This is a genomic window from Maribacter sp. Asnod2-G09, from assembly GCF_045063795.1.
GTDB lineage: Bacteria > Bacteroidota > Bacteroidia > Flavobacteriales > Flavobacteriaceae > Maribacter.
The window spans coordinates 1,326,525-1,347,013 of sequence record NZ_JBEFOA010000005.1; the positions used below are offsets into that span (position 1 = coordinate 1,326,525).

Genomic DNA, 20,489 nt, shown 5'->3' on the forward strand with positions numbered 1-20,489 from the left:
ACCCCAAATGGAAGATAAAGAGAAGATCAAATCCCAAATCTCTAAGCTAGAAGAAAAATATAAAGATTCAGGGCAAGATCTTAGCGCTTATTTAGATGGGTTATTGCACCAACGTTATCTTACCTATTGGGACTATATTCATCTAGATACCTTATTAAGTCTACAAGTTCCAAGAACACATTTTCCCGATGAAGAGATTTTCATCATGTATCATCAAATTACCGAACTCTATTTTAAATTGATTTTGCACGAGCAAAAACAATTGGTAGATGATAAAAGTAACAGCTTAGATTTTTTTATAGAAAAGGTTAGAAGAGTTAATAGCTATTACAAAGTGCTTATATCGTCATTTAGTGTAATGATAAAGGGTATGGAGCGCGAACAGTTTTTGCAATATCGTATGGCTTTACTACCAGCTAGTGGTTTTCAGTCCGCCCAGTTTAGAATGATTGAACTATATGCCACACCGTTAGAAAATTTAGTACATGTTTCTGAAAGAGCTCAATTTTCTTCAGAATCTACCATAGAAGAATTATATGAACATATCTATTGGAAAAAAGGTGCTACAGATAAAGATACAGGCGAAAAAACCTTAACCTTAAAACAGTTCGAGTACCGTTATACGCCTAGGCTTATAAGAATAGCAAAACAGGTAGAGAATGCCACAATATATCATAAATACTTAAGTTTACCCAAAGAGCAGAGAGAAGATATAACTTTGGTAGATTCTTTGAAGACGCTAGATGTAAACGCTAATATAAATTGGCAATTGATGCACATGGGTTCAGCTCATAGGTATCTAAGAAAGGAGACTGGTGATATAGAAGCTACAGGAGGTACAAATTGGAAAGAATACTTGCCGCCTAGTTTTCAGAAAATTGTGTTTTTTCCAGAATTATACACTGAACATGAATTAAATAATTGGGGTAAGCAGTGGGTAGACCATATGCTGAATCCAGATAAATCAAGAGTAGAATAATGCAGAAGTATTGGGGAATATTATTGGCATTAACAGTCATTGCATCATGCAAAGACGCCGATAATGAGAAGAAAGATGTAGCTCAAAATGTTGAGGTTGTTGAAGTGCCAGAAGTCAATGAGAGATTTGGTTTTAATTTAGACGAATTTAATGTTAAGTTAGATACTATTAAATATGGCGATAGTTTTGGCGAATTAATGCAGAAGAATAAAGTAGACTATCCGAAGGTTCTGGCTATTTCAGAGAACTTCAAAGATAGTTTTGATGTTCGTAAAATTCGCGTGGGTAAGCCGTACACCATTTTACAATCTAAAGATACTACGGCACAAGCTCAGGTATTTATTTATGAGAACGATCCAATCAACTACACAGTTGTAGATTTGCGCGATAGTGTAAATGTCTATAGAGATAAGAACAAGGTTAAATTTGTTCAACGAGAAGTTTCGGGTGTAATAGAATCTAGTTTGTCAGAAGCGATATTAGAGCAAGGTGTGGACTATAATGTTACCCATAACTTGGCAAATGTATATGCATGGACAATTGATTTTTCTAGATTACAAAAGAACGATAAATTCAAGATTATCTATAATGAAAAGTTTATAAACGATACGGTATATGCAGGTGCAGAACCTATCGAAGCGGCGTATTTTGAGCATAATGGTAAACCTATATATGCCTTTGCTTATGAAAACGACTCGTTAAGAAGTCTGGTCGATTACTTCGATGAAAATGCAAATAATCTAAGAAGAACGTTTTTAAGAATGCCAGTTGAGTATGGTAGGTTATCTTCTAGGTATAATCTTAAAAGAAGAATAAAATACTACGGTTATAAATTACGACCACATAAGGGTACAGATTATGCGGCACCAATAGGTACGCCAATTATGGCTACAGCAGATGGTACGGTTGTAGAGTCTACGAGAAGAGGCGGTAATGGTAAATATGTTAAGATCAGACATAATGGCACCTATTCTACTCAATATTTGCACATGAAAGCCCAAAAGGTAAAGAAGGGTGAGTTTGTGCGTCAAGGAGATGTAATTGGATGGATCGGTATGACAGGTAATACTGGTGGACCGCATGTGTGTTATCGCTTTTGGAAAAATGGAAAACAAGTGGATCCATTGCAAGAAGAGCTACCGCAAGCAGAACCTTTACACGATACTTTAAAAGAAGAATATTTCGCGTATATCGCAACATATAAAGAACAATTAGATTGTATAATCTATCCTAAAGTTTTAATAGAAGAAGACGAGGATTTACTAACACTTAATCAAGAAAATGGCACTAAATAAAATAAACCCACAGCAAACTGATATTTGGAAGAAATTAACGGCTCATTACGAAGAAACAAAAGGTACGCACCTAAGAAGTTTGTTTTCTTCGGATGCAAAGAGAGCTGAAAGATTCACGTTACAGTGGAATGACTTTCTTTTTGACTATTCAAAGAATAGAATATCAGAAGATACAATGCAGATGTTGCTTGAATTGGCTGATGAGGTAAATTTAAAAGGAGCTATAAAAGATTATTTTGGTGGCGATCTAATCAACGAAACAGAAGGCAGAGCTGTTTTACATACAGCGCTTCGTGCAAAAAAAGACGATGTTGTTTTAGTTGATGGTGAAAATGTAATGCCAGAGATATATGAGGTAAAAGAGCATATTAAAGAATACACGAACTCTGTAATTAATGGCGAGCTAAAAGGATATACCGGAAAGGCATTTACCGATGTAGTAAATATAGGTATTGGTGGTTCAGATTTGGGTCCGGCAATGGTAACCGAAGCTTTAGAATTTTATAAGAATCAATTATCAATACATTTCGTTAGTAATGTAGATGGTGATCATGTTCATGAAATCTTAAAAACATTAGATCCAGAGACAACCTTGTTCGTTGTAGTTTCTAAAACTTTTACAACACAAGAGACATTGAGTAACGCGACGACTATTAAGAAGTGGTTTTTAAAGCATGGTACGCAAGAAGATATTGCAAAGCACTTTGCTGCGGTATCAACTAATAGCGAGAAAATTGCTGAATTCGGTATTGATGCCGCGAATGTATTCCCGATGTGGGACTGGGTTGGTGGTAGATTCTCATTATGGAGTGCTGTAGGTTTAACAATCGCCTTGGCAGTTGGTTACGATAACTTTGATGCCATGTTACAAGGTGCGAATGAAACCGATGTGCATTTTAAGGAAACTGAATTTTCAGAGAACATTCCGGTTGTTATGGCACTAATAAGTGTTTGGTATAATAACTTTTATGGTGCAGAGACAGAGGCCATCATTCCTTATGCACAATATTTAAGTAGATTTTCTGCCTACCTACAACAGGGTATAATGGAAAGTAATGGTAAAAGTGTAGATAGAGCTGGCAATAAAGTTGGTTACGAAACAGGAACTATTATTTGGGGAGAACCAGGTACAAATTCGCAACATGCATTTTTTCAGTTAATACACCAGGGTACTAAATTAATACCTACAGACTTTATTGGTTTCAAGCATTCTTTACATGGCGATAAGGATCATCATAATAAATTGATGGCAAATTATTTTGCACAGACCGAAGCTTTAATGAATGGTAAAACTAAAGAAGAAGTAATTGTTGAATTAAAGACTAAAGATTTATCGGAAGCAGAAATCGATAAGTTAGCTCCGTTCAAGGTATTTGCAGGTAATAAACCTACCAATACTATTTTAATGAATAAGCTGACTCCAAAAAGTTTAGGCTCTTTAATTGCTTTATATGAGCATAAGATTTTTGTTCAAGGAGTGATTTGGAACATATTTAGTTATGATCAATGGGGTGTAGAGTTAGGAAAACAGCTTGCTGGTACTATTCTTAATGATATTAACAATTCAGATATTTCTGATCACGATAGCTCTACATTAAGACTTTTGCAATATTTTAAGAAATAATTTCTAATACCATAAACTTCCTATTAAATGGATAACTATTTCATTTTCACTTAAATCGTGTTTGGTTTTTAGGTATTTTTGTCTTGCTGATTTAACGTTCTCTTAACGTTGGAGGTTTAAAAATAAATGACTTTTGCAGCAAGTTAAAAAACTAACAAATACTCGAAGAAAATGAAAAAAATGTATTTTGCATTAGCGGCATTTTTAATGACCGTAACTGCTTTTTCACAAGGACCAATTACTGGTACTGTTTTAGATGGCGATACCAACACTCCGTTGCCAGGTGCTACAGTAATGGTAAAAGGAACAACAAATGGAACATCAACTGATTTTGATGGTAATTTTACAATTAACACAAGTTCTGCATCTGGAACTTTAGTAGTTTCTTACATTGGTTTTAATTCAAAGCAAATTGCTTTTACTGCTTCTGGCAGTATTGGTTCTGTAGTTTTAGAGCCTAATGCTGAAGAATTAGAAGGTGTTGTTGTAGTTGGTAGAGGTATTATTGACCTTGCTAGCGATAGACAAACACCAATAGCTGTATCATCTATTCCTGTTGAAATTATTCAGGAGAAAATAGGTACGCAAGATATTACGATGACATTGGTGAATACGCCATCTGTTTATGTATCTGGTCAAGCTGGTGGTTTTGGTGATTCTGATATGAGGGTTCGTGGTTTCGAGCAAGATAACACGGCATTTCTTTTAAACGGTCAGCCAATTAACGGTATGGAAGACGGTAAAATGTACTGGTCTAACTGGTCTGGTTTAAATGATATTGCAAGTGGAGTTCAAATTCAACGTGGTTTAGGTTCTTCTAAATTGGCAATTTCTTCTGTTGGTGGTACGGTTAACTTCGTTACTAAAGCAACTGAAATGAATGAAGGTGGTTTTGGTTATGCAACGGTTGCAAATGATAACTATATTAAAACATCTGCAGGTTATAATACTGGTGTTTCTGAAAAAGGTTGGGGTTTAAGTGTTATGCTTTCACACTGGCAAGGAGATGGTTATAACGAAGGTAACTTCGGTGAAGGTCAAACTTACTTTATTTCTGCTGGTTTTAGACCAAATGAAAAGCACGGTTTCAACTTATTACTTACTGGTGCACCACAATTTCATGATCAAAACTTTACAAAATCTATAGCTGACTATCAGCAGTACGGTTTACGTTACAATAACAACTGGGGTACATACAACGGTGTGTACAAAACAGAAAGAAGAAACTTTTACCATAAACCTGTTGCTAACTTAAACTGGGATTTTACTATTAGCGATAAGTCTAACCTTTCTACTGTATTATATGCCTCTTGGGGTAACGGTGGTGGTACGGGTGACCGTGGTAACAGAATTAGAACTGCAGAAGGTCGTATAGATTATGATGCTATTTATGCAGCTAATGGTGAAATTGAAAACGGAGCTGGTGGTTACTTTACAGCTGGTGGTGGTTATGTTACTCGTTCTTCTATGAACTTACATAGCTGGTATGGTTTAATTACAAACTTTGAAACTAAGATTACAGATGAACTTTCTTGGAATGTAGGTTTCGATTTAAGAACATACTACGGTAAACACTTTAGAGTTGTTTCTGATTTTCATGGTCTTAATTCTTGGGCAGAAACAGTTCGTTTAAGAGATCAAAACAATAATCACGAGAGATACGGTACTTTTGGTACTTATAAGAATGTATTGGCAACAGAAAGCTTTAGACCTTCTGGTTGGGCAGCTGCTTTTGATTCTTATCCAGAAGAGCAAAAAATTGCATATAGTAATGACGAGCGTATTTCTTACGGTGGTTTGTTTACTCAATTAGAGTATGCTACAGATAATATGTCTGCATTTTTCCAAGGTTCGGTTTCTAACCAAAATCACCAAAGATTTGATTACTTCCAATATGCTGATCAAGCATTAATTGATGGTACTTCTAGTCAAGGTACAGATGAGCCTATACCAGCTGGTATTACTCCTGGTACAGATTCTGAAAAAGTAGATAACTTAGGTTACAACGCTAAAGCAGGTTTAAGCTATAAAGTTTCTGAAGCTCACGCATTTTATGTAAACACTGGTTACTACAATCGTCAGCCTTACCACGATAATATTTACTTAAACTTTACAAACCAAGTAAACCCGTTAACTGAAAACGAAAAGATTTTTGGTTTAGAAGCTGGTTATGGTTTCAAGAGTTCAATGTTCTCTGCTAATGTTAACTTATACAGAACTTCTTGGAACGATAGAGTTGTATCTAGTTCTAACATTGTTGATGATGTACTTCAGTTTACAACTAATTTTGGTACGGAGCAATTACACTCTGGGGTTGAAGTAGATTTCAAACTTAAACCTATTGCAGATTTATCTATTAATGGTCAGTTTTCTGTAGGTAACTGGGAGTATAAAGGTGAGGCTACTACGCAAGTTGCTGATGAGGATCGAAATATACTTAGCTTTGAAACCGTTGATTACGACGGTGGTAAAGTTGGTGGTGCTGCACAATTATCTGGTGGTATAGGTTTTGCTTATAAAATCAACCAAAAATTCTCTATCGATTCTGATTGGAGATATTATGACAACTTATATTCTGATGTAGGTGCGGTTAAAGAAAATTTAAAATTACCTTCTTACAACTTATTAGATGCTGGTATTACTTTTAGAGTTCCATTAGGAGCTGATAAATTAAAGCAATTGAAAATAAGAGGTAACATTAATAACCTTCTTGATACTGAGTATCTTTCAACATTGACTACTGCTAATTTTGCAGAAGCTGGTGATGAATTATACAAAGGTATTGCTGTGTCTAACCAAGGTTACTTTGGTTGGGGTAGAACTTGGAACGTTACTTTACGTTACGAATTCTAGTAAAAGAATTTAAATAAATAAAAACCCTGACTGTAAAGTCAGGGTTTTTTTATGCTCAAAATTCAGTACATTTAAAACTTAAAATTAGAACTATGTACGAAACTATTCACATGCTACATTCATACTTGGCTTATATAGCATTGGCTGTATTGATCTTAGCAGTTATTAATGCTATTTCAGGTCTTGTCGGTAAGCGAATCTTTAATATGGGTAAAGATCTTAGATTAAGCCTTTTTGCGCTTATTTTATGCCATATTCAATTATTAGTAGGTCTAATATTATATTTTGTTTCTCCAAGCGGATTAAGCGCAATACAAGAGTTCGGCATGGGTGGTTTAACTTCTGCCGCACGTTTATTGGCAGTAGAGCATCCTTTCATTAATATACTGGCAATTGCATCTATAACCATAGGTTGGTCAAGACATAAGAAATTTGTTGACGGAGCTAAAAAATTCAAAAGCATTGCTATTTTCTACAGTATTGGATTATTGCTTATTCTAAGTAGAATTCCTTGGGGGCAATGGTTTAACTAAAATTGTAGATTTAAAAATTATAAAGAACCTAATGCATTAGTATTAGGTTCTTTTTTTATTGCTGAACTTTTCTAATGAGGTGCAGGTATACAGGAAAATGGTCGCTATAACCACCAATATAACTTCCGCCTGCATAAGTCCGTAATGGGTAACCTTTATATTTTCCCTTTGGGTCCATTAAATATTCAGGGGTAAATATGCCCACTTTCCAATAACTATAGCTTTCTCGCTCGGTATCTATAAGGGAAGATGTCATGTATAATTGGTCGAACAAATTCCATTTATCGCGGTAAGCTAAAGAACCTCTTCCTTTTTTATAAAGTTTTTCCATTGGTCCATAGAGGCTTAAAGAATCCAAATTCTTAGAGTTTTTTTCAACAAGTAATATTTTTTTAAAACTAGGGTCTATAGGGTCATCGTTAAAATCGCCCATACTTATAATTTTGGCACTGGTGTCTTGTCTTTGAACAGAATCTATAATACGTTTATTCAGTTTGGCAGCTTCTAATCTAAAAGGTCTACTTCTTGCTTCACCACCACTTCTAGATGGCCAATGGTTTACCATATAGTATATCTTTTCATTATCTAATAAACCTTCTACAATGAGTTGGTCTCTGGTGTAATCTCGTTTACCTTCAAGGTTAAAAAGTAGTAATCGATGGCTATTAAAATTAACAGGTACAAAGGCACTTTTCTTATAGAGTAGCGCAACGTCTATACCACGTTCATCAGGAGATTCGAAATGTACAATTCCGTAATTGAATTTCGCTAAGTTCTTATGATGTACTAAATCTTCAAGCACACCTAGGTTTTCTACTTCGCAAACCCCTACAATATCTGGTGCCGTTTTATTATCTGTAGCGCCAATTTCAGAAATAACCTTTGATATATTTTCTAATTTGTTCAGGTAACGTTCTTCTGTCCATTTGTCTTTTCCTTCGGGAGTTCTGTCATCATCAAAAATTAAAGTATCGTTTTTAGTATCAAATAGGTTCTCTAGATTATAGAAAGCAACGGTTCTAATTTGATAAGTATCAGATTTTTGGGCACATGTGAGTAATGGGGAAAAGAAGCAAATAAGAAGTAGTAATCTCATTATTGAGGGTATTTTATCTTAATTATAAGCGAGTATACGGAAAATTCACGTTAATTATTTCTTAAATAGTATCTTAATAGTTCATTAGTAAGGTCTTAAGATATAGAATGATTAAGCATACCCTGTTTTTATTACTTTTTATTAAAATATGTTTCATACAAGCTCAAAGTACAGCGACAATTTCGGGGATAATAAAAGAAAAGATTACAAATGAGGTAATTGCTAATGCAGAAATAGTCTTAGAAGGAGAATCTACACCGATAACTACTAATGAATTAGGAGAATTCAAATTGATTACTTCCAATAAAGGAGAATTTATACTTCAAATTTCTACTCCTGATTACGATATCAAAAGAATACCCGTATTTCTTGATGACAATATTATTGACTTAGGTGTCATTTTTTTAGAAAGAGATGTGACTGTAGAAAAATCTATAAATCTCATAAATATTACCGATGACGAGTTGTTAGATGATGAGATAAATTCTAACGCACTTGCTTTATTACAATCCACGAAAGATATTTTTCTAAACAGGGCAGCTTTTGATTTTGGTCAGGCATTTTTTAGGGTAAGAGGATATGATTCGCAATATGGTGAAGTACACCTAAACGGATTGCCAATGAATAAAATGTATGATGGCAGGCCACAGTGGAATAATTGGGGCGGATTAAATGATGTTATCAGAAACCAACAATATGCGAATGGCTTAGAAGCATCAGATTTTACTTTTGGAGGAATTTTAGGGAACACAAATATAGATTTGCGACCATCTGGCTTAAGACCAGGTACGCGATTATCTTCTTCACTTTCCAATAGAACATATAGCGGCAGATTGATGGCAACTTATAACTCTGGAGTTAAAAATGAGAAATTTGCCTATATTATTTCAGCTTCTCGTCGCTGGGCAAAAGAAGGGTATATGGATGGTACGTTGTATGATTCTTATTCTGTTTATGGTTCAGTCGAATATTTATTAAATGAAAAAAATACAATTTCAGCTACTGCCATTGTAGCATCAAATAGAAGAGGGCGGTCTTCTGCAATCACAGAAGAAGTACAAGAAATTCAAGGAAACAGATATAATCCATATGCTGGTATTCAAGATGGAAAAATCAGAAATTCTAGAGAGCGACATATTCGCGAGCCATTATTTCTATTCAACTATCATCATGAATCTAAAAGTTTACAAATTAATGCAGGTTTGGGCTATCAAACAGGTATATACAAGAGAAGTCGTTTAGGGTATTATAATGCTCCAAATCCTGATCCTACATACTATCGATATTTGCCTAGTTTTTATTTGAACTCCCCTATTGGTGCCAACTTCGAAAGTGCAATACAAGCAGAAGAAGGCTTTATTGAAAATCCTCAATTAGATTGGGAAAATATATACAAGGCGAATACCAGTATAAGCCAAAACGGAGAAGCGGCTTATGTGCTGTATGATGATACTACAAAAGATAATCAGATTACTGCAAGGGCTACTGCCAATATAGATATTGATAGTCATTTTAAACTCGATTTAGGGGCAACGCACAGACAGTTGAATTCTAAAAATTATGCCCAAATAAATGATTTGTTAGGGGCAGATTATCATCGTGATATCGATACGTTCTCAGAAACATTAAATGATGTTTCATCTGAAGTAAATAAAGGTGATGGTGCGGTTTTTAATTACAACTATAATTTAAAGGGAAGCAATATTGATATCTATACGCAGTTAAATGCGCATTATAATAAAGTAAAGGCGTTTGTTGCTGGTAAGTATGCTATCGTTAATTATCAAAGAGAAGGTTTGTTTAGGAATGAGCGCTTTATAGATAATTCGTTTGGGGATAGCGAAAAGGTCAAATTTTCAAATTGGTCATTAAAATCAGGCGCATCTTATACCATAACAGGTAGGCATTGGGTTTCTGTAAATGCCGCTCTTATAAATAGAGCACCCGTTTTACAAAATGTATTTATAAACCCGAGGGAGAATAATGCTATAGTCCCCAATTTGCAAAGCGAAACCTTAACTAGTGTCGATGCTACTTACTTTCTTAGAATGCCAAAATTGACAGGTAGATTTACAGGATTTTATACTCGTTTTCAAAATACAACAGATGTAAATTTCTTCTTCGTTGATTCGGGTGTTGGTTCAGATTTCGTTCAAGAAGTGCTCACTGATTTAGACAAATTACATTTAGGTATTGAACTTGGTTTAGAATACCAAGTATCTAGTGCTGTTAAATTATCATTAGTTGGCTCTGTGGCAAAACATGAATATGCAAGCAACCCTTTTGTAACAATTAATTTTGATACAGCAGGTGCAACCGAAGATTTAATCGATATTTCTGGTTCTAAGTTTTTGGGGCAATCGGCAGTTAAAGATTATAAGCTGGCGCAAGGTCCGCAGAAAGCAATTGCAGCAGGTATAGAATATAGAGATCCCAAATATTGGTGGATTAGTGCATCTGCCAACTATCTCGCAAATAACTATGCCAATATTTCTACGATAACAAGAACTCAGAGTTTTTTAATCGACCCAGAAACCCAGTTAAGATTTCCTGATGCAACAGATGAAAATGTTCAAAAATTACTAATGCAGAAACCATTAGATAATTTCTATTTATTAAATGTGGTTGGCGGTAAATCTTGGCTTAAAAAAGGTAAATACATTAGTGTTTTTGCAAGTGTTAACAATCTTTTTGACACCACTTTTAGAACGGGTGGTTATGAGCAGAGTAGAAATGGTAATTACGGTCAGTTAAAGCAAGATAATTTTAGTGGCAATCCGTCTTTTGCGCCTAAGTATTGGTATGGCTTCGGTAGAACCTATTTTTTAAATTTTGCGTTTAGTTTTTAATAGGATACAAATAGTATGAAGATAAAAAGTAACATATTTTGTTTCATGATAGTCATCGCTCTTATGCTATTATCTTGTGTAAAGAACAGAGAATTTGATGCGCCAGATTTAGAATGTTCTGATGCTGAATATACATTTATTAGTTTGTCAGAATTAAAGAATATGTATAATGGCGAGACTATTCAGATTCAAGAAGACTTGGTTATTAGTGGTTATGTGATTTCTTCGGACAAGGACGGTAATTTTTTCAATACAATACATTTTCAAGACGAGCAAAGTAATCCATTAGGTGGAATGAAAATCGAATTAGAATTAAGAGATGCTCATTTGTTTTTTAATGTGGGTCAGCAAATAATCGTAAAGTTAAAAGGGTTGTATTTGGGCGAGTCTAAAGGGATTTATAAAATTGGTGGTGTATTTACCTCTTTTGGTAATCGTAGTGTAGGTAGACTGCCTAAAAATGTGGTTTTTGACCATATATTGGCCTCTTGTAAAGAGAATGTGGGTATTGAACCCAATTCAGTTGTTATTTCAGAATTAAATGAAGTTATGTTGAATACATTGGTTATTGTAACTGATGTAGAAATTAAGCAAGAAGAGCTAGGGGAACCATTTGCGATTAAAGAAGAAGAAACATTGAGAACATTGGTTGATTGTGGCGATAACGAATTGGTAATAGTAAACAGTGGTTATGCTGATTTTCAAGCCGAAATACTCCCAGATAAAATGGGAACTGCCACAGGGTTGTTGACTAAAGATAATAATCAGTATCAATTAATTCTAAGAAGTGTCGAAGACCTTTTATTCAACCAAGAACGTTGTGAAGAATTTATAGATGAATTTACATCTTCCTCAATTTTTATATCTGAAATTGCAGATCCGAACAATAATGCTGGAGCTCGGTTTGTAGAGCTTTATAATGCATCTGAAGAAAATCTATCATTAAAAGGATGGATGTTGGAACGTTATACAAATGATAATATAGAGGTAAGTTCAGGCATAGATTTGTCTGAGTATATAATTGAAGGAAATGGGCTCTTGGTAATTTCACCCAATTCAGAAGAGTTTAAAAATGTATATGGCTTTGATGCTGATATTGCAGTAGGCACAAATTCCCCGGCAGATTCTAATGGCGACGATACTATTGTACTAGTAGACCCTTTCGGTAACATTATAGATATTTTTGGTGTTATTGGTGAAGATGGTAGCAATACCAACCACGAATTTGAAGATGGTGCTGCTGTACGTAAATTAGGTGTAGTTTCTGGAAATCCAGTTTTTACAGCAAGCGAATGGACTATTTACAATGATACGGGCGATGCGGGTACAATAAATCAGCCTCAAAATGCTCCGTTAGATTTTAGCCCAGGTATGAGATAACTTTATGCTATTTCTTTAGAATCGATTATTTTTTTAACGGCACTTTCAGTTAAAGGTTTAACAATATAATCTTTAACCAATTTGTAGTCTTTAGCCTTTTCCATGTATTTAGGGCTAATAAAAGAACTGGTAATATAAATTTTAATATGCCCTATTTTATCCTCGGGCAGTGCTTCAAATTCTTCTAAAAATGACCAACCATCTCTATTTGGCATATTTAGGTCTAAAAAAATAACGTCGGGTAGCTTTATATTTTCGACCAATAAACCAATTAAACCATCAAGAGCTTCTTGACCACCAGAATAATAAAGAATATTATCACTGAAGTTATGTTGCTTTAAGATACTCTTACTACTAACCGAAAAAAATTCGTCATCATCAATAATACAACAACTAGAAAATATACTCATTTTAAATTATTTCAAAGGTAAACCTCACTCAGATTCAAGATGTAGAAAAAAACATTACACTTCACGAAGTTATTAAAATGGCTAGATAACTTTAAGATTGATAAAAACAAGTTGCCCCCATTTTTATTAACAATAATGTTTTAAGTTTTAAGTGAAATTTCTGATTTAATTTTTGGTAAAATTTCCTAAAATTTTGGCAAGATCATCTGGTGTTATGGGTTTTAAAATATAAGTATCTACTTGTTCGTAGTTTTTAACCCGTTCTAAATCTCTTGGGTCAACAGAAGAACTGATGATGTAGATTACGATTTTTTTTGATCTTTTGCTTTTACAGTTTTTAAATTCGTCTAAAAATTCCCAACCATTTAGTATGGGCATATTCAGGTCTAAAAAGATAACATCGGGTAATGGTTCTCTGGCCATGCATAATTTTGTAAGGCCGTCAAGAGCTTCTTGTCCGTTACTATATACTAATACAGAAGTTGCAAAATCTACTTCTTTAATTATTCTCTTGGTGCCATATACAAATATGGGGTCATCATCTATTATACAGCAATTTTGAACTTTATTCATAATCAATTTTGTTTAGCTCTTTTTAAGTTTGATGAAAATGGTCGTGCCTTCGTCGACTTTACTTTCGATACTAATACTACCGCTCATTGATTCGACTTGATTTTTGGTAATGAACAACCCAATACCTTTGGCATCTTTATGCTTATGAAAAGTTTTATACATACCGAAAATAGTGTTACCATGTCGATTTAAGTCTATTCCTTGGCCATTATCCGTAAATGAAATTAGAATATCTTCTCCTTTAATTTTAGATTTTATTTCTATAACAGGTGTACGTTGTTTCGACCGATATTTTAGGGCGTTCGTAAGTACATTTAAGAATATACTTTCTAAATATGCTGGTACTGCATTTACAAAATGTGATTTTTCTATGTCAATTTTAAGTTTAGCATTTTGTTCCTCTAATAAACCATTGATGCTCTTAGTAATTTGGTTAATAGTATTGAGTATACTAATACTTTGTAATTTTTCAAGTGCTCCGGTTTTAACCTGAACAACATCATTTAAATGCGCAATAGTTTCAGATAAACTTTCAGTTGCGCTTGTAATCATTCGATTTATATTTTTACGCTCGTCTTCATCTTCTTCTTTATTTAGAAACTTGGTAAGCATAGTCATATTGGTAGAATGCGAACGAAGGTTATGAGAAACAATATGGGCGAAATTGGTTAAACTTTCATTTTGGCTTTTGGTAACATCTACCAATGCTTCTAGTTTTTTTTGTGCTTCTATTCTATCGGTAATATCTAAAAATTGGGTAATTACATGATTTACAATGCCATTGGTATCTTTTACAGGGGTTGCCCCAATAATTGCATGAACTATATTGCCATTTTTATGAAAATATCTTTTCTGAAATTGTAAATTTTCTTTACCGCTATTAACTACTTTCTTTTTATAAGAATTGCTGCCAGGTAAATCATCTGGGTGAGTAATATCCATCGAGCTCATTTTTAGTAACTCTTCTTCAGAATACCCTAAACTATGAGATAGACTTTTGTTGACTTTTAACCATTTAAGTTCTGGACTTACCAGTGCCATACCAATTGCAGAATGTTCAAAAGTTTTAGCAAATAACTTAGTGTTTTTGGCTAATTCTATTTCGGTGCTACGAAGTTCTGTAATATCCCAATTGGCACCTGTCATTTTAATGGATTGCCCATTTATATCTTTAATAGTTTTCGAAATACCTTTAATATATCTAGTAGATCCATTTTGAAGTTTTATTCTATATTCTTCGTCAAAATCTTTCAAACCCTTTATAGCGTCATTGGTAGCGGCTAGTATTCTTTCCTTATCGTTTGGATCTATGGTAGATGACCATGCTTCGAAAGCGCCTGAAAATTGATTTTTATCTAAATCAAAGATTCTATACATTTCATTATCCCATTCTAGTTCATTCTCAACCAGATCGTAATTCCATGTTCCAATTTGTGCTGTTTGAGTTGTTATTGTTAAGCGTTCAGAGATTTCTTGATGAGCTAACTCAATCTTCTTTCGTTCATCTATATCTTGAAATGTACCGACAAGTCTAACTGCTTTTCCGTTTAATATTTCAACTTCACCTTTAGCCCGAACCCAAACTTCATTTTTTTTAGCGGTGACAATAATAAGTTCTGTGTCAAAAGATTTTCCTTCGGCAATTGCAATACTTACTAAATAAGAAATTTTGTCTCTGTGAATTCCTTCTTTGTAAAAATTTATTCCTTCCTCTAAATTTGGAATAAAATCTATATCCACTTCATGAATATCTTTTGTTGTTTTTGTCCAGTTAACAGTGTTGTTAATTAAATCAAGCTCCCAACAACCTATTCTGGCTACTTCTTCTGCTTTATGTAAAAGCTCAAGTTCTTTCTGCACGGCAGTGATATCATCTAAAAATATAATGGCTCCGTCAAAACCATGATCTTCAATAGTAGAAGGTATAATTTTCCATTTTAGCCATTGTAGCTTGCCATCTGGTAACATAAATTTTTGCCCAATATTTATATCCTCTTTTCCTGTTATACCATTTTTTACAGCAACTTTAAACAGGCTAGGAGTTTCAATTGTATGATCAAATAAATTTTTGTCGATGATATCGATTTCACTTAAACTAAATTTTTCTTGCCACTGGTTAGAGTAACTAATAAAGTTTAACTTAGTGTCCACGATAGCGATTGCATTGGGGGACTCTTTTAAAAGAAAGTCAACGGCTAATGTTTTCAAAAGTTCTAGATTTTAATTTAAAGGTACATATTATCTTTAAGGTAGGAAAAAATTATGTAATAGTAAGAAAATACATCTTGATTTAATTACTTTCATATTGTCGTGAATAAGAATAATATATAATACAAAACTATGAACGAGGTTTTTTTTAAAGAGATAAGAGAAGGTAGTTTTAATGAGGTTAAAGCCATGTTAGAGAAGAACCCTATACTCGTCAATAGTAAAGATGTTAGAGGTTCAACACCTTTAATTTTAGCTACCTATTATGATGAAATGGAAATTGCAACGCTACTATTGGACAAAGGAGCAAAAATCGATGCCGTAGATGCATCTGGTAATACAGCTTTAATGGGTGTTTGCTTCAAAGGCTTTACTGACCTTGCAAAATTATTGATTGATAAGAAGGCGCATCTAAATGAGCGTAATGCTATGGGCGCAACTTGTCTAATTTATGCTGCACAATTTAATCGCTTAGAAATCGCAAAATTATTAATAGCGAATGGTGCAGATAAAACAATTAAAGATAATAGGGGCAATAGTGCCTTAGATCATGCGAAAACGCAGGGTTTAAACGCTTTTATTGATTTGTTGGAGTAGTAGTATGAAAGAAAAGCAAAGCAGTCGTTTAAAAATAGCACTAATACAATCTACTTTACATTGGGAGGATCCACATGCAAATAGAGAAATGTTCGGCGCCAAAATCGATCAAATCGCTGAACCTGTTGATTTAATAGTTTTACCCGAAATGTTTACTACTGGCTTTACAATGTCACCTGCTAATATTGAAATAGAAGAAGGTTTAACAACCCTAAATTGGATGAAGAAAATGGCTGCCAATAAAAATAGTGCAGTAGTTGGTAGTGTCGCTTTTCATGATAATGACAATTATTACAATAGACTCTTTTTTGTAAGACCAAATGGCGAATATGAAAAGTATGATAAGCGACATACATTTACTTTAGCTGGTGAACATGAAAAATATACTGCAGGTACAGAAAGACTAATAATAGACTACCAAGGTTTTGTCATCTGCCCATTAGTATGTTATGACCTTCGTTTTCCGGTATGGAGCAGAAACACAGAAAATTTTGATGTTTTATTATATGCTGCAAATTGGCCTACACCAAGAATCAATGCTTGGGATGCACTTTTGAAAGCAAGAGCCATCGAGAATATGGTATATTGTATTGGGGTAAATCGTATAGGAGAAGACAAAGTAGGACATCAGTACCCTGGGCATTCTAGCGTATACGACCCACTCGGAGAATTAATTGCACTTTCTGCGAAAGAAGAAACTATTATTATTGAATTGGTAAAAGATGAAATCGATTTAGTGCGAAATAAGCTTCGCTTTTTAAATGATCGCGATGATTTTAATCTATCAAATTAAACGTCTCTATTTTTTCCCAATTAGCACGTAATTCTATTAACGTAGGGTAATAGCTAATTTTTTCAGGTTGTCTATGTTCTAAAAAACTACCTGTATCCCATTTTCCATTACCGTTCATGTCGAATATGACTCTAGCTTGGTATTTACCAGGATTTAAATTGTTAAAGACATATTCCTGTGGTTCGGTAGCATAAATTTCTCGCTGTAAGTCTCCTTTTTCGTTGGTAAGCTGAACAATTATTGGGTAAACGATTGTGCTGCCATTTAGATTTAAAGTTAAGTTACCATAATCTGCAATGCTCTTTGTTCGAAAAGAATAAGCGACCGAATCATTAGATGTTTCGAAAAAGTCGGTTACCGCACCAGGTATAAGTTCCATTCTATAGCTTTGGTCAGGCTCGATTTTAAAATTAAAGTGCAATAAATTTTCTACAGTATCGAACTTTAATTGATAAGCAATTTCTACAGAATCTTTATCCATCAATTTAATCTTAGTGCTATCGAAACTAACTAATGGTGTGTTGCTTAGAAGGTTTATAGGTTTGTCCATCTCAATATTTCCATTTTGACTCATAGAAATCTTTAAGGAGTCAAACTCGACTTTTCTGTTTTTGACTTTAAAGGTGTCTTTTACTTTTAAAGATTCATTGGTGATAACGAAAAGAAGTGAGTCCATTTCATAAGGTGTAAACCAAAAGTTCAACGTGTCTTTTTCTCTTTCTTTAGTGATCTTAGTTTTAACGGTATCGGGTATTTCGGTAATGGTTTCAATTTTGATGTCGTCACCCTCGCCATAATAGCCAAAACTTATTCTATTGCTGGCTTCCATACTAGGTACGGCTACACCATAATCTTGAATTTCTTTGAATAGATTTAGCAAATAAATAGAATCTGTAGGTAAGTTTATAGTATCACGTACGAAACCTATTTTATCGGTTTTTTGATCAAACAAATTATTGCCTGAGGCATCTTTAATACCAAACAAAGCATATTTGCCTTCTTTTAAATTGTTAAGTTTAAATATAACTGCACTATCTAAAGTATTGGTAATATAATTTGGCGGTCTCTTATAAACGGTAGAGTCTGTATAACTAGTATCAATTTTATAAAGCATTACGCTAACAAAATCATCGGCTTTTTTATTGAATGCATCTTTAACTACACCCGTTAATGTTAATGAATCAATATAATCGCCAGTAGAGAAAACATAGGTAAAAAAAGATTTCGGATTTTCTTCGTTATTATCGACAATACCTTGTCCAAAATTAAAAGTATAGGTTGTATTTGGCTCGAGTGTATCTTTAATAGTAATTTCTACGTATTTATTGGCATTGCCAATAGGTGAAAGTACAGGGGCATTTTTTAGAGGAGGAGATATTATAAGCTGTTTTTGAATATCTTTTAACTTCACTAATTCATCAAAATACAATCTAATTTTTTGCCCCGTAAAGTTGGTTGTTAAATTTGGTGGCTCTGCCCTTGTTAATTCTGGTGGAGTAATATCTTTTGGTCCACCGGTCGGTGTACCTCGTTGTGCACATTGGTATGACACCAAAACGATAATAAAAACAAATATAAAACCTAAAATTTTTCTGCCCATTAGTGTAATTATCGACCGCAAAGTAACAACATATTTTATAGAAATCTAATTCTTTGGAACAACTGCCATACTTGATATGTAAATTTCAACACCTTCAATATCTTTGAAGGTATTAGCGCAAATTTCCATAGTCGCTCCGGTCGTTATAACATCGTCGACCAATAATATTGTTTTGTTTACTAGTTTTTCTCCGTTTTTGATTTCATATAACGAACGGTTATCGTACCATCTGCTTAATCTGTTTTTCTTAGTTTGTGTTTTGGTATTGGCAGTTTTTATCAAAATATCATCTGTATAATTTGAATTGATGTGCAGTGCAATTTGCTTCGCAAAAAGTGCCACTTGGTTATAACCTCTCTTCTTAAGTTTTTTTCTGTGCAAGGGAACGGGAATTACAAAGTCGATTTTTGGCAAATGTCCTTGCTGCTTCAAAACTTGACCATGCCAATCGCCTAAAAATTCTCCTATCCCTTCTTGATTTTTATATTTTAAGAAGTGAATAAGGTTTTTTACGATTCCAATTTCGGTAAAGAATAAGAATGAATTTGCTTTTTTTATGTTAATTCGACCATAAAAAATACGGTCAACTGCATTTTCATCGTTAAAGGTGTACTCGGTAAGTGGTAATTGGTGTCGGCAAGATGTACAGAGAAGAACCTCTCCTCTATATAATCGTGCATTACATCCAAAACATGATATGGGTAAGAGTATGTTCGTAACATCCTTTAGTATATTTGAAATTCTGTTTTTCATCAAATTTTACAGATTAAACAACCTACAGCCCACTTTTTAAATGGACAGTCAAGATAATAAATTCAATTATAAAATAATATTAGCGGCATTTGTTGCGGTTATTATAGCAATATTAATTGCATTCTACTACAGTTATGCGCAATCAAACGATCAAATAGACTTTTTAGAACAAGAGAAAGAAATTCTTGTTAAAGATCTTACGATTATGAAAGCCGATGTGGCTCGTTTGTCTGCAAAAAGCGAAATGAACGATATTGAATTGAAAGATTCTAGATATAAGGTACAAGAGCTTTTAGATTCTGTAGGGCGATTAAATTTTACGGTTCAAAAATTAAGAGAATTCAAAACGGAATTACGCAGGTTAGAATCTAAGAATGATAGTTTACTCTTAAAGAACAATTTCTTACGTTATAACAACATGTTACTTACCGACAAGTATGATGAGTCTCGTAAGCAAATTGAAAACTTAAGGGCAAATAGTAATTCTTTAGCAGAAGCTGAGGCATTACAAAGAAGAAAAATACTAGAACTTAATCAGAAATTAAAGACAAAGAGCTATTTAAAGATGGCTAATTCTGAAGGAAGTGGTTTTAGATTAATTCGTGGTACAAAGCCAACCAAAACCAATAAAGCATCTATTATTGAAAAATTAAGAGGCTGTGTAACCGTATTGGCAGATGAAAGTGAAGCTAATAACGAGAAAGTAATTTATCTACAGTTTTTAGATCCCAACAAACAAATTGTTGAAGATAATGCCAACACCATTACTGTAAACGGCAATGTTTATAGCAAAAGAGTCGAATTTATTTTTACAGGTTTAGACCAGTCTTTATGTGAGTCGATTACCATACCAGAAGGCTCTTTAATGGAAGGTATTTATACATTGAATGTGTTTGAAGATGAGCGTTTGATTACTTCTTCTGAATTTGAATTGAAATAATTATTT

Annotated in this window: 16 protein-coding genes; 10 read left to right on the top strand and 6 right to left on the bottom strand. The window is 33.8% G+C overall.

Annotation, left to right across the window (positions count from 1 at the left end; genetic code table 11):
* Positions 1–7 precede the first annotated feature (7 nt).
* The 5 genes from ACJJVT_RS17755 (at position 8) to ACJJVT_RS17775 (ending at position 7,284) form a co-directional block, all read left to right on the top strand.
* Positions 8–979 carry a tryptophan 2,3-dioxygenase family protein gene (locus ACJJVT_RS17755; protein WP_405400487.1) on the top strand — a complete coding sequence of 324 codons (972 nt, stop codon included), beginning with the start codon at positions 8–10 and terminating at the stop codon, positions 977–979.
* Positions 979–2,274, top strand: coding sequence for a M23 family metallopeptidase (locus ACJJVT_RS17760; RefSeq protein ID WP_405400489.1), 1,296 nt, complete (start codon positions 979–981; stop codon positions 2,272–2,274). The genes ACJJVT_RS17755 and ACJJVT_RS17760 overlap by 1 nt, the downstream gene beginning before the upstream one ends.
* Positions 2,261–3,898 carry a glucose-6-phosphate isomerase gene (pgi, locus tag ACJJVT_RS17765; RefSeq protein ID WP_405400490.1) on the top strand — a complete coding sequence of 546 codons (1,638 nt, stop codon included), beginning with the start codon at positions 2,261–2,263 and terminating at the stop codon, positions 3,896–3,898. Before ACJJVT_RS17760 ends, pgi begins: the two co-directional genes overlap by 14 nt.
* Before the next feature lie 171 nt (positions 3,899–4,069).
* Positions 4,070–6,751, top strand: coding sequence for a TonB-dependent receptor (locus ACJJVT_RS17770; protein WP_405400492.1), 2,682 nt, complete (start codon positions 4,070–4,072; stop codon positions 6,749–6,751).
* Between the two features lie 92 nt (positions 6,752–6,843).
* A complete protein-coding gene (locus ACJJVT_RS17775) occupies positions 6,844–7,284 on the top strand; it encodes a hypothetical protein (protein ID WP_405400494.1) in 441 nt (146 codons plus the stop codon).
* A gap of 55 nt (positions 7,285–7,339) precedes the next feature.
* On the opposite strand, the gene ACJJVT_RS17780 is transcribed toward ACJJVT_RS17775, so the two are convergent.
* Complete coding sequence (locus ACJJVT_RS17780) at positions 7,340–8,380, bottom strand: endonuclease/exonuclease/phosphatase family protein (RefSeq protein ID WP_405400495.1); 1,041 nt, start codon at positions 8,378–8,380, stop codon at positions 7,340–7,342.
* Positions 8,381–8,487: 107 nt separating this feature from the next.
* Between ACJJVT_RS17780 and ACJJVT_RS17785 the strand changes: the two genes are divergently transcribed.
* Positions 8,488–11,229: a TonB-dependent receptor gene (locus tag ACJJVT_RS17785; protein ID WP_405400497.1), complete on the top strand. Its 2,742-nt coding sequence runs from the start codon at positions 8,488–8,490 to the stop codon at positions 11,227–11,229.
* Positions 11,230–11,274: 45 nt separating this feature from the next.
* A complete protein-coding gene (locus tag ACJJVT_RS17790) occupies positions 11,275–12,609 on the top strand; it encodes a DUF5689 domain-containing protein (RefSeq protein WP_405400499.1) in 1,335 nt (444 codons plus the stop codon).
* Between the two features lie 2 nt (positions 12,610–12,611).
* On the opposite strand, the gene ACJJVT_RS17795 is transcribed toward ACJJVT_RS17790, so the two are convergent.
* From ACJJVT_RS17795 to ACJJVT_RS17805, 3 genes are all read right to left on the bottom strand, one after another.
* Positions 12,612–13,019 (bottom strand): response regulator, encoded by a 408-nt coding sequence (locus ACJJVT_RS17795; RefSeq protein WP_405400502.1) that lies wholly within the window; start codon positions 13,017–13,019, stop codon positions 12,612–12,614.
* A 165-nt stretch (positions 13,020–13,184) separates the two neighbouring features.
* Positions 13,185–13,592, bottom strand: a complete 408-nt coding sequence (locus ACJJVT_RS17800; protein ID WP_405400504.1) for a response regulator — start codon at positions 13,590–13,592, stop codon at positions 13,185–13,187.
* 12 nt (positions 13,593–13,604) lie between these two features.
* Entirely contained in the window at positions 13,605–15,800 is a 2,196-nt protein-coding gene (locus ACJJVT_RS17805) for a PAS domain-containing protein (RefSeq protein ID WP_405400506.1), read from the bottom strand.
* A gap of 132 nt (positions 15,801–15,932) precedes the next feature.
* Here ACJJVT_RS17805 and ACJJVT_RS17810 point away from each other — a divergent pair, with 132 nt between their 5' ends.
* Entirely contained in the window at positions 15,933–16,397 is a 465-nt protein-coding gene (locus ACJJVT_RS17810) for an ankyrin repeat domain-containing protein (RefSeq protein ID WP_405400507.1), read from the top strand.
* A gap of 4 nt (positions 16,398–16,401) precedes the next feature.
* A complete protein-coding gene (locus ACJJVT_RS17815) occupies positions 16,402–17,190 on the top strand; it encodes an amidohydrolase (RefSeq protein WP_405400509.1) in 789 nt (262 codons plus the stop codon).
* Here the strand turns inward: ACJJVT_RS17815 and ACJJVT_RS17820 are convergent.
* Positions 17,174–18,790, bottom strand: coding sequence for an Ig-like domain-containing protein (locus ACJJVT_RS17820; RefSeq protein WP_405400511.1), 1,617 nt, complete (start codon positions 18,788–18,790; stop codon positions 17,174–17,176). The two genes, ACJJVT_RS17815 and ACJJVT_RS17820, sit on opposite strands and share 17 nt — an antisense overlap.
* A 45-nt stretch (positions 18,791–18,835) precedes the next feature.
* The gene (locus ACJJVT_RS17825; protein ID WP_405400513.1) at positions 18,836–19,543 is read right to left on the bottom strand and encodes a ComF family protein; all 708 of its coding nucleotides are present in this window, start codon (positions 19,541–19,543) and stop codon (positions 18,836–18,838) included.
* Positions 19,544–19,583: 40 nt separating this feature from the next.
* Here ACJJVT_RS17825 and ACJJVT_RS17830 point away from each other — a divergent pair, with 40 nt between their 5' ends.
* Positions 19,584–20,483, top strand: coding sequence for a hypothetical protein (locus ACJJVT_RS17830; RefSeq protein ID WP_405400515.1), 900 nt, complete (start codon positions 19,584–19,586; stop codon positions 20,481–20,483).
* Positions 20,484–20,489 lie beyond the last annotated feature (6 nt).

Bases quoted from the DNA above. Each gene is read 5' to 3' on its own strand.
- ACJJVT_RS17755 (WP_405400487.1), top strand. From the start codon at position 8: ATGGAAGATAAAGAGAAGATCAAATCCCAAATCTCTAAGCTAGAAGAA.
- ACJJVT_RS17760 (WP_405400489.1), top strand. From the start codon at position 979: ATGCAGAAGTATTGGGGAATATTATTGGCATTAACAGTCATTGCATCA.
- pgi (WP_405400490.1), top strand. From the start codon at position 2,261: ATGGCACTAAATAAAATAAACCCACAGCAAACTGATATTTGGAAGAAA.
- ACJJVT_RS17770 (WP_405400492.1), top strand. From the start codon at position 4,070: ATGAAAAAAATGTATTTTGCATTAGCGGCATTTTTAATGACCGTAACT.
- ACJJVT_RS17775 (WP_405400494.1), top strand. From the start codon at position 6,844: ATGTACGAAACTATTCACATGCTACATTCATACTTGGCTTATATAGCA.
- ACJJVT_RS17780 (WP_405400495.1), bottom strand. From the start codon at position 8,380: ATGAGATTACTACTTCTTATTTGCTTCTTTTCCCCATTACTCACATGT.
- ACJJVT_RS17785 (WP_405400497.1), top strand. From the start codon at position 8,488: ATGATTAAGCATACCCTGTTTTTATTACTTTTTATTAAAATATGTTTC.
- ACJJVT_RS17790 (WP_405400499.1), top strand. From the start codon at position 11,275: ATGATAGTCATCGCTCTTATGCTATTATCTTGTGTAAAGAACAGAGAA.
- ACJJVT_RS17795 (WP_405400502.1), bottom strand. From the start codon at position 13,019: ATGAGTATATTTTCTAGTTGTTGTATTATTGATGATGACGAATTTTTT.
- ACJJVT_RS17800 (WP_405400504.1), bottom strand. From the start codon at position 13,592: ATGAATAAAGTTCAAAATTGCTGTATAATAGATGATGACCCCATATTT.
- ACJJVT_RS17810 (WP_405400507.1), top strand. From the start codon at position 15,933: ATGAACGAGGTTTTTTTTAAAGAGATAAGAGAAGGTAGTTTTAATGAG.
- ACJJVT_RS17815 (WP_405400509.1), top strand. From the start codon at position 16,402: ATGAAAGAAAAGCAAAGCAGTCGTTTAAAAATAGCACTAATACAATCT.
- ACJJVT_RS17820 (WP_405400511.1), bottom strand. From the start codon at position 18,790: ATGGGCAGAAAAATTTTAGGTTTTATATTTGTTTTTATTATCGTTTTG.
- ACJJVT_RS17825 (WP_405400513.1), bottom strand. From the start codon at position 19,543: ATGAAAAACAGAATTTCAAATATACTAAAGGATGTTACGAACATACTC.
- ACJJVT_RS17830 (WP_405400515.1), top strand. From the start codon at position 19,584: ATGGACAGTCAAGATAATAAATTCAATTATAAAATAATATTAGCGGCA.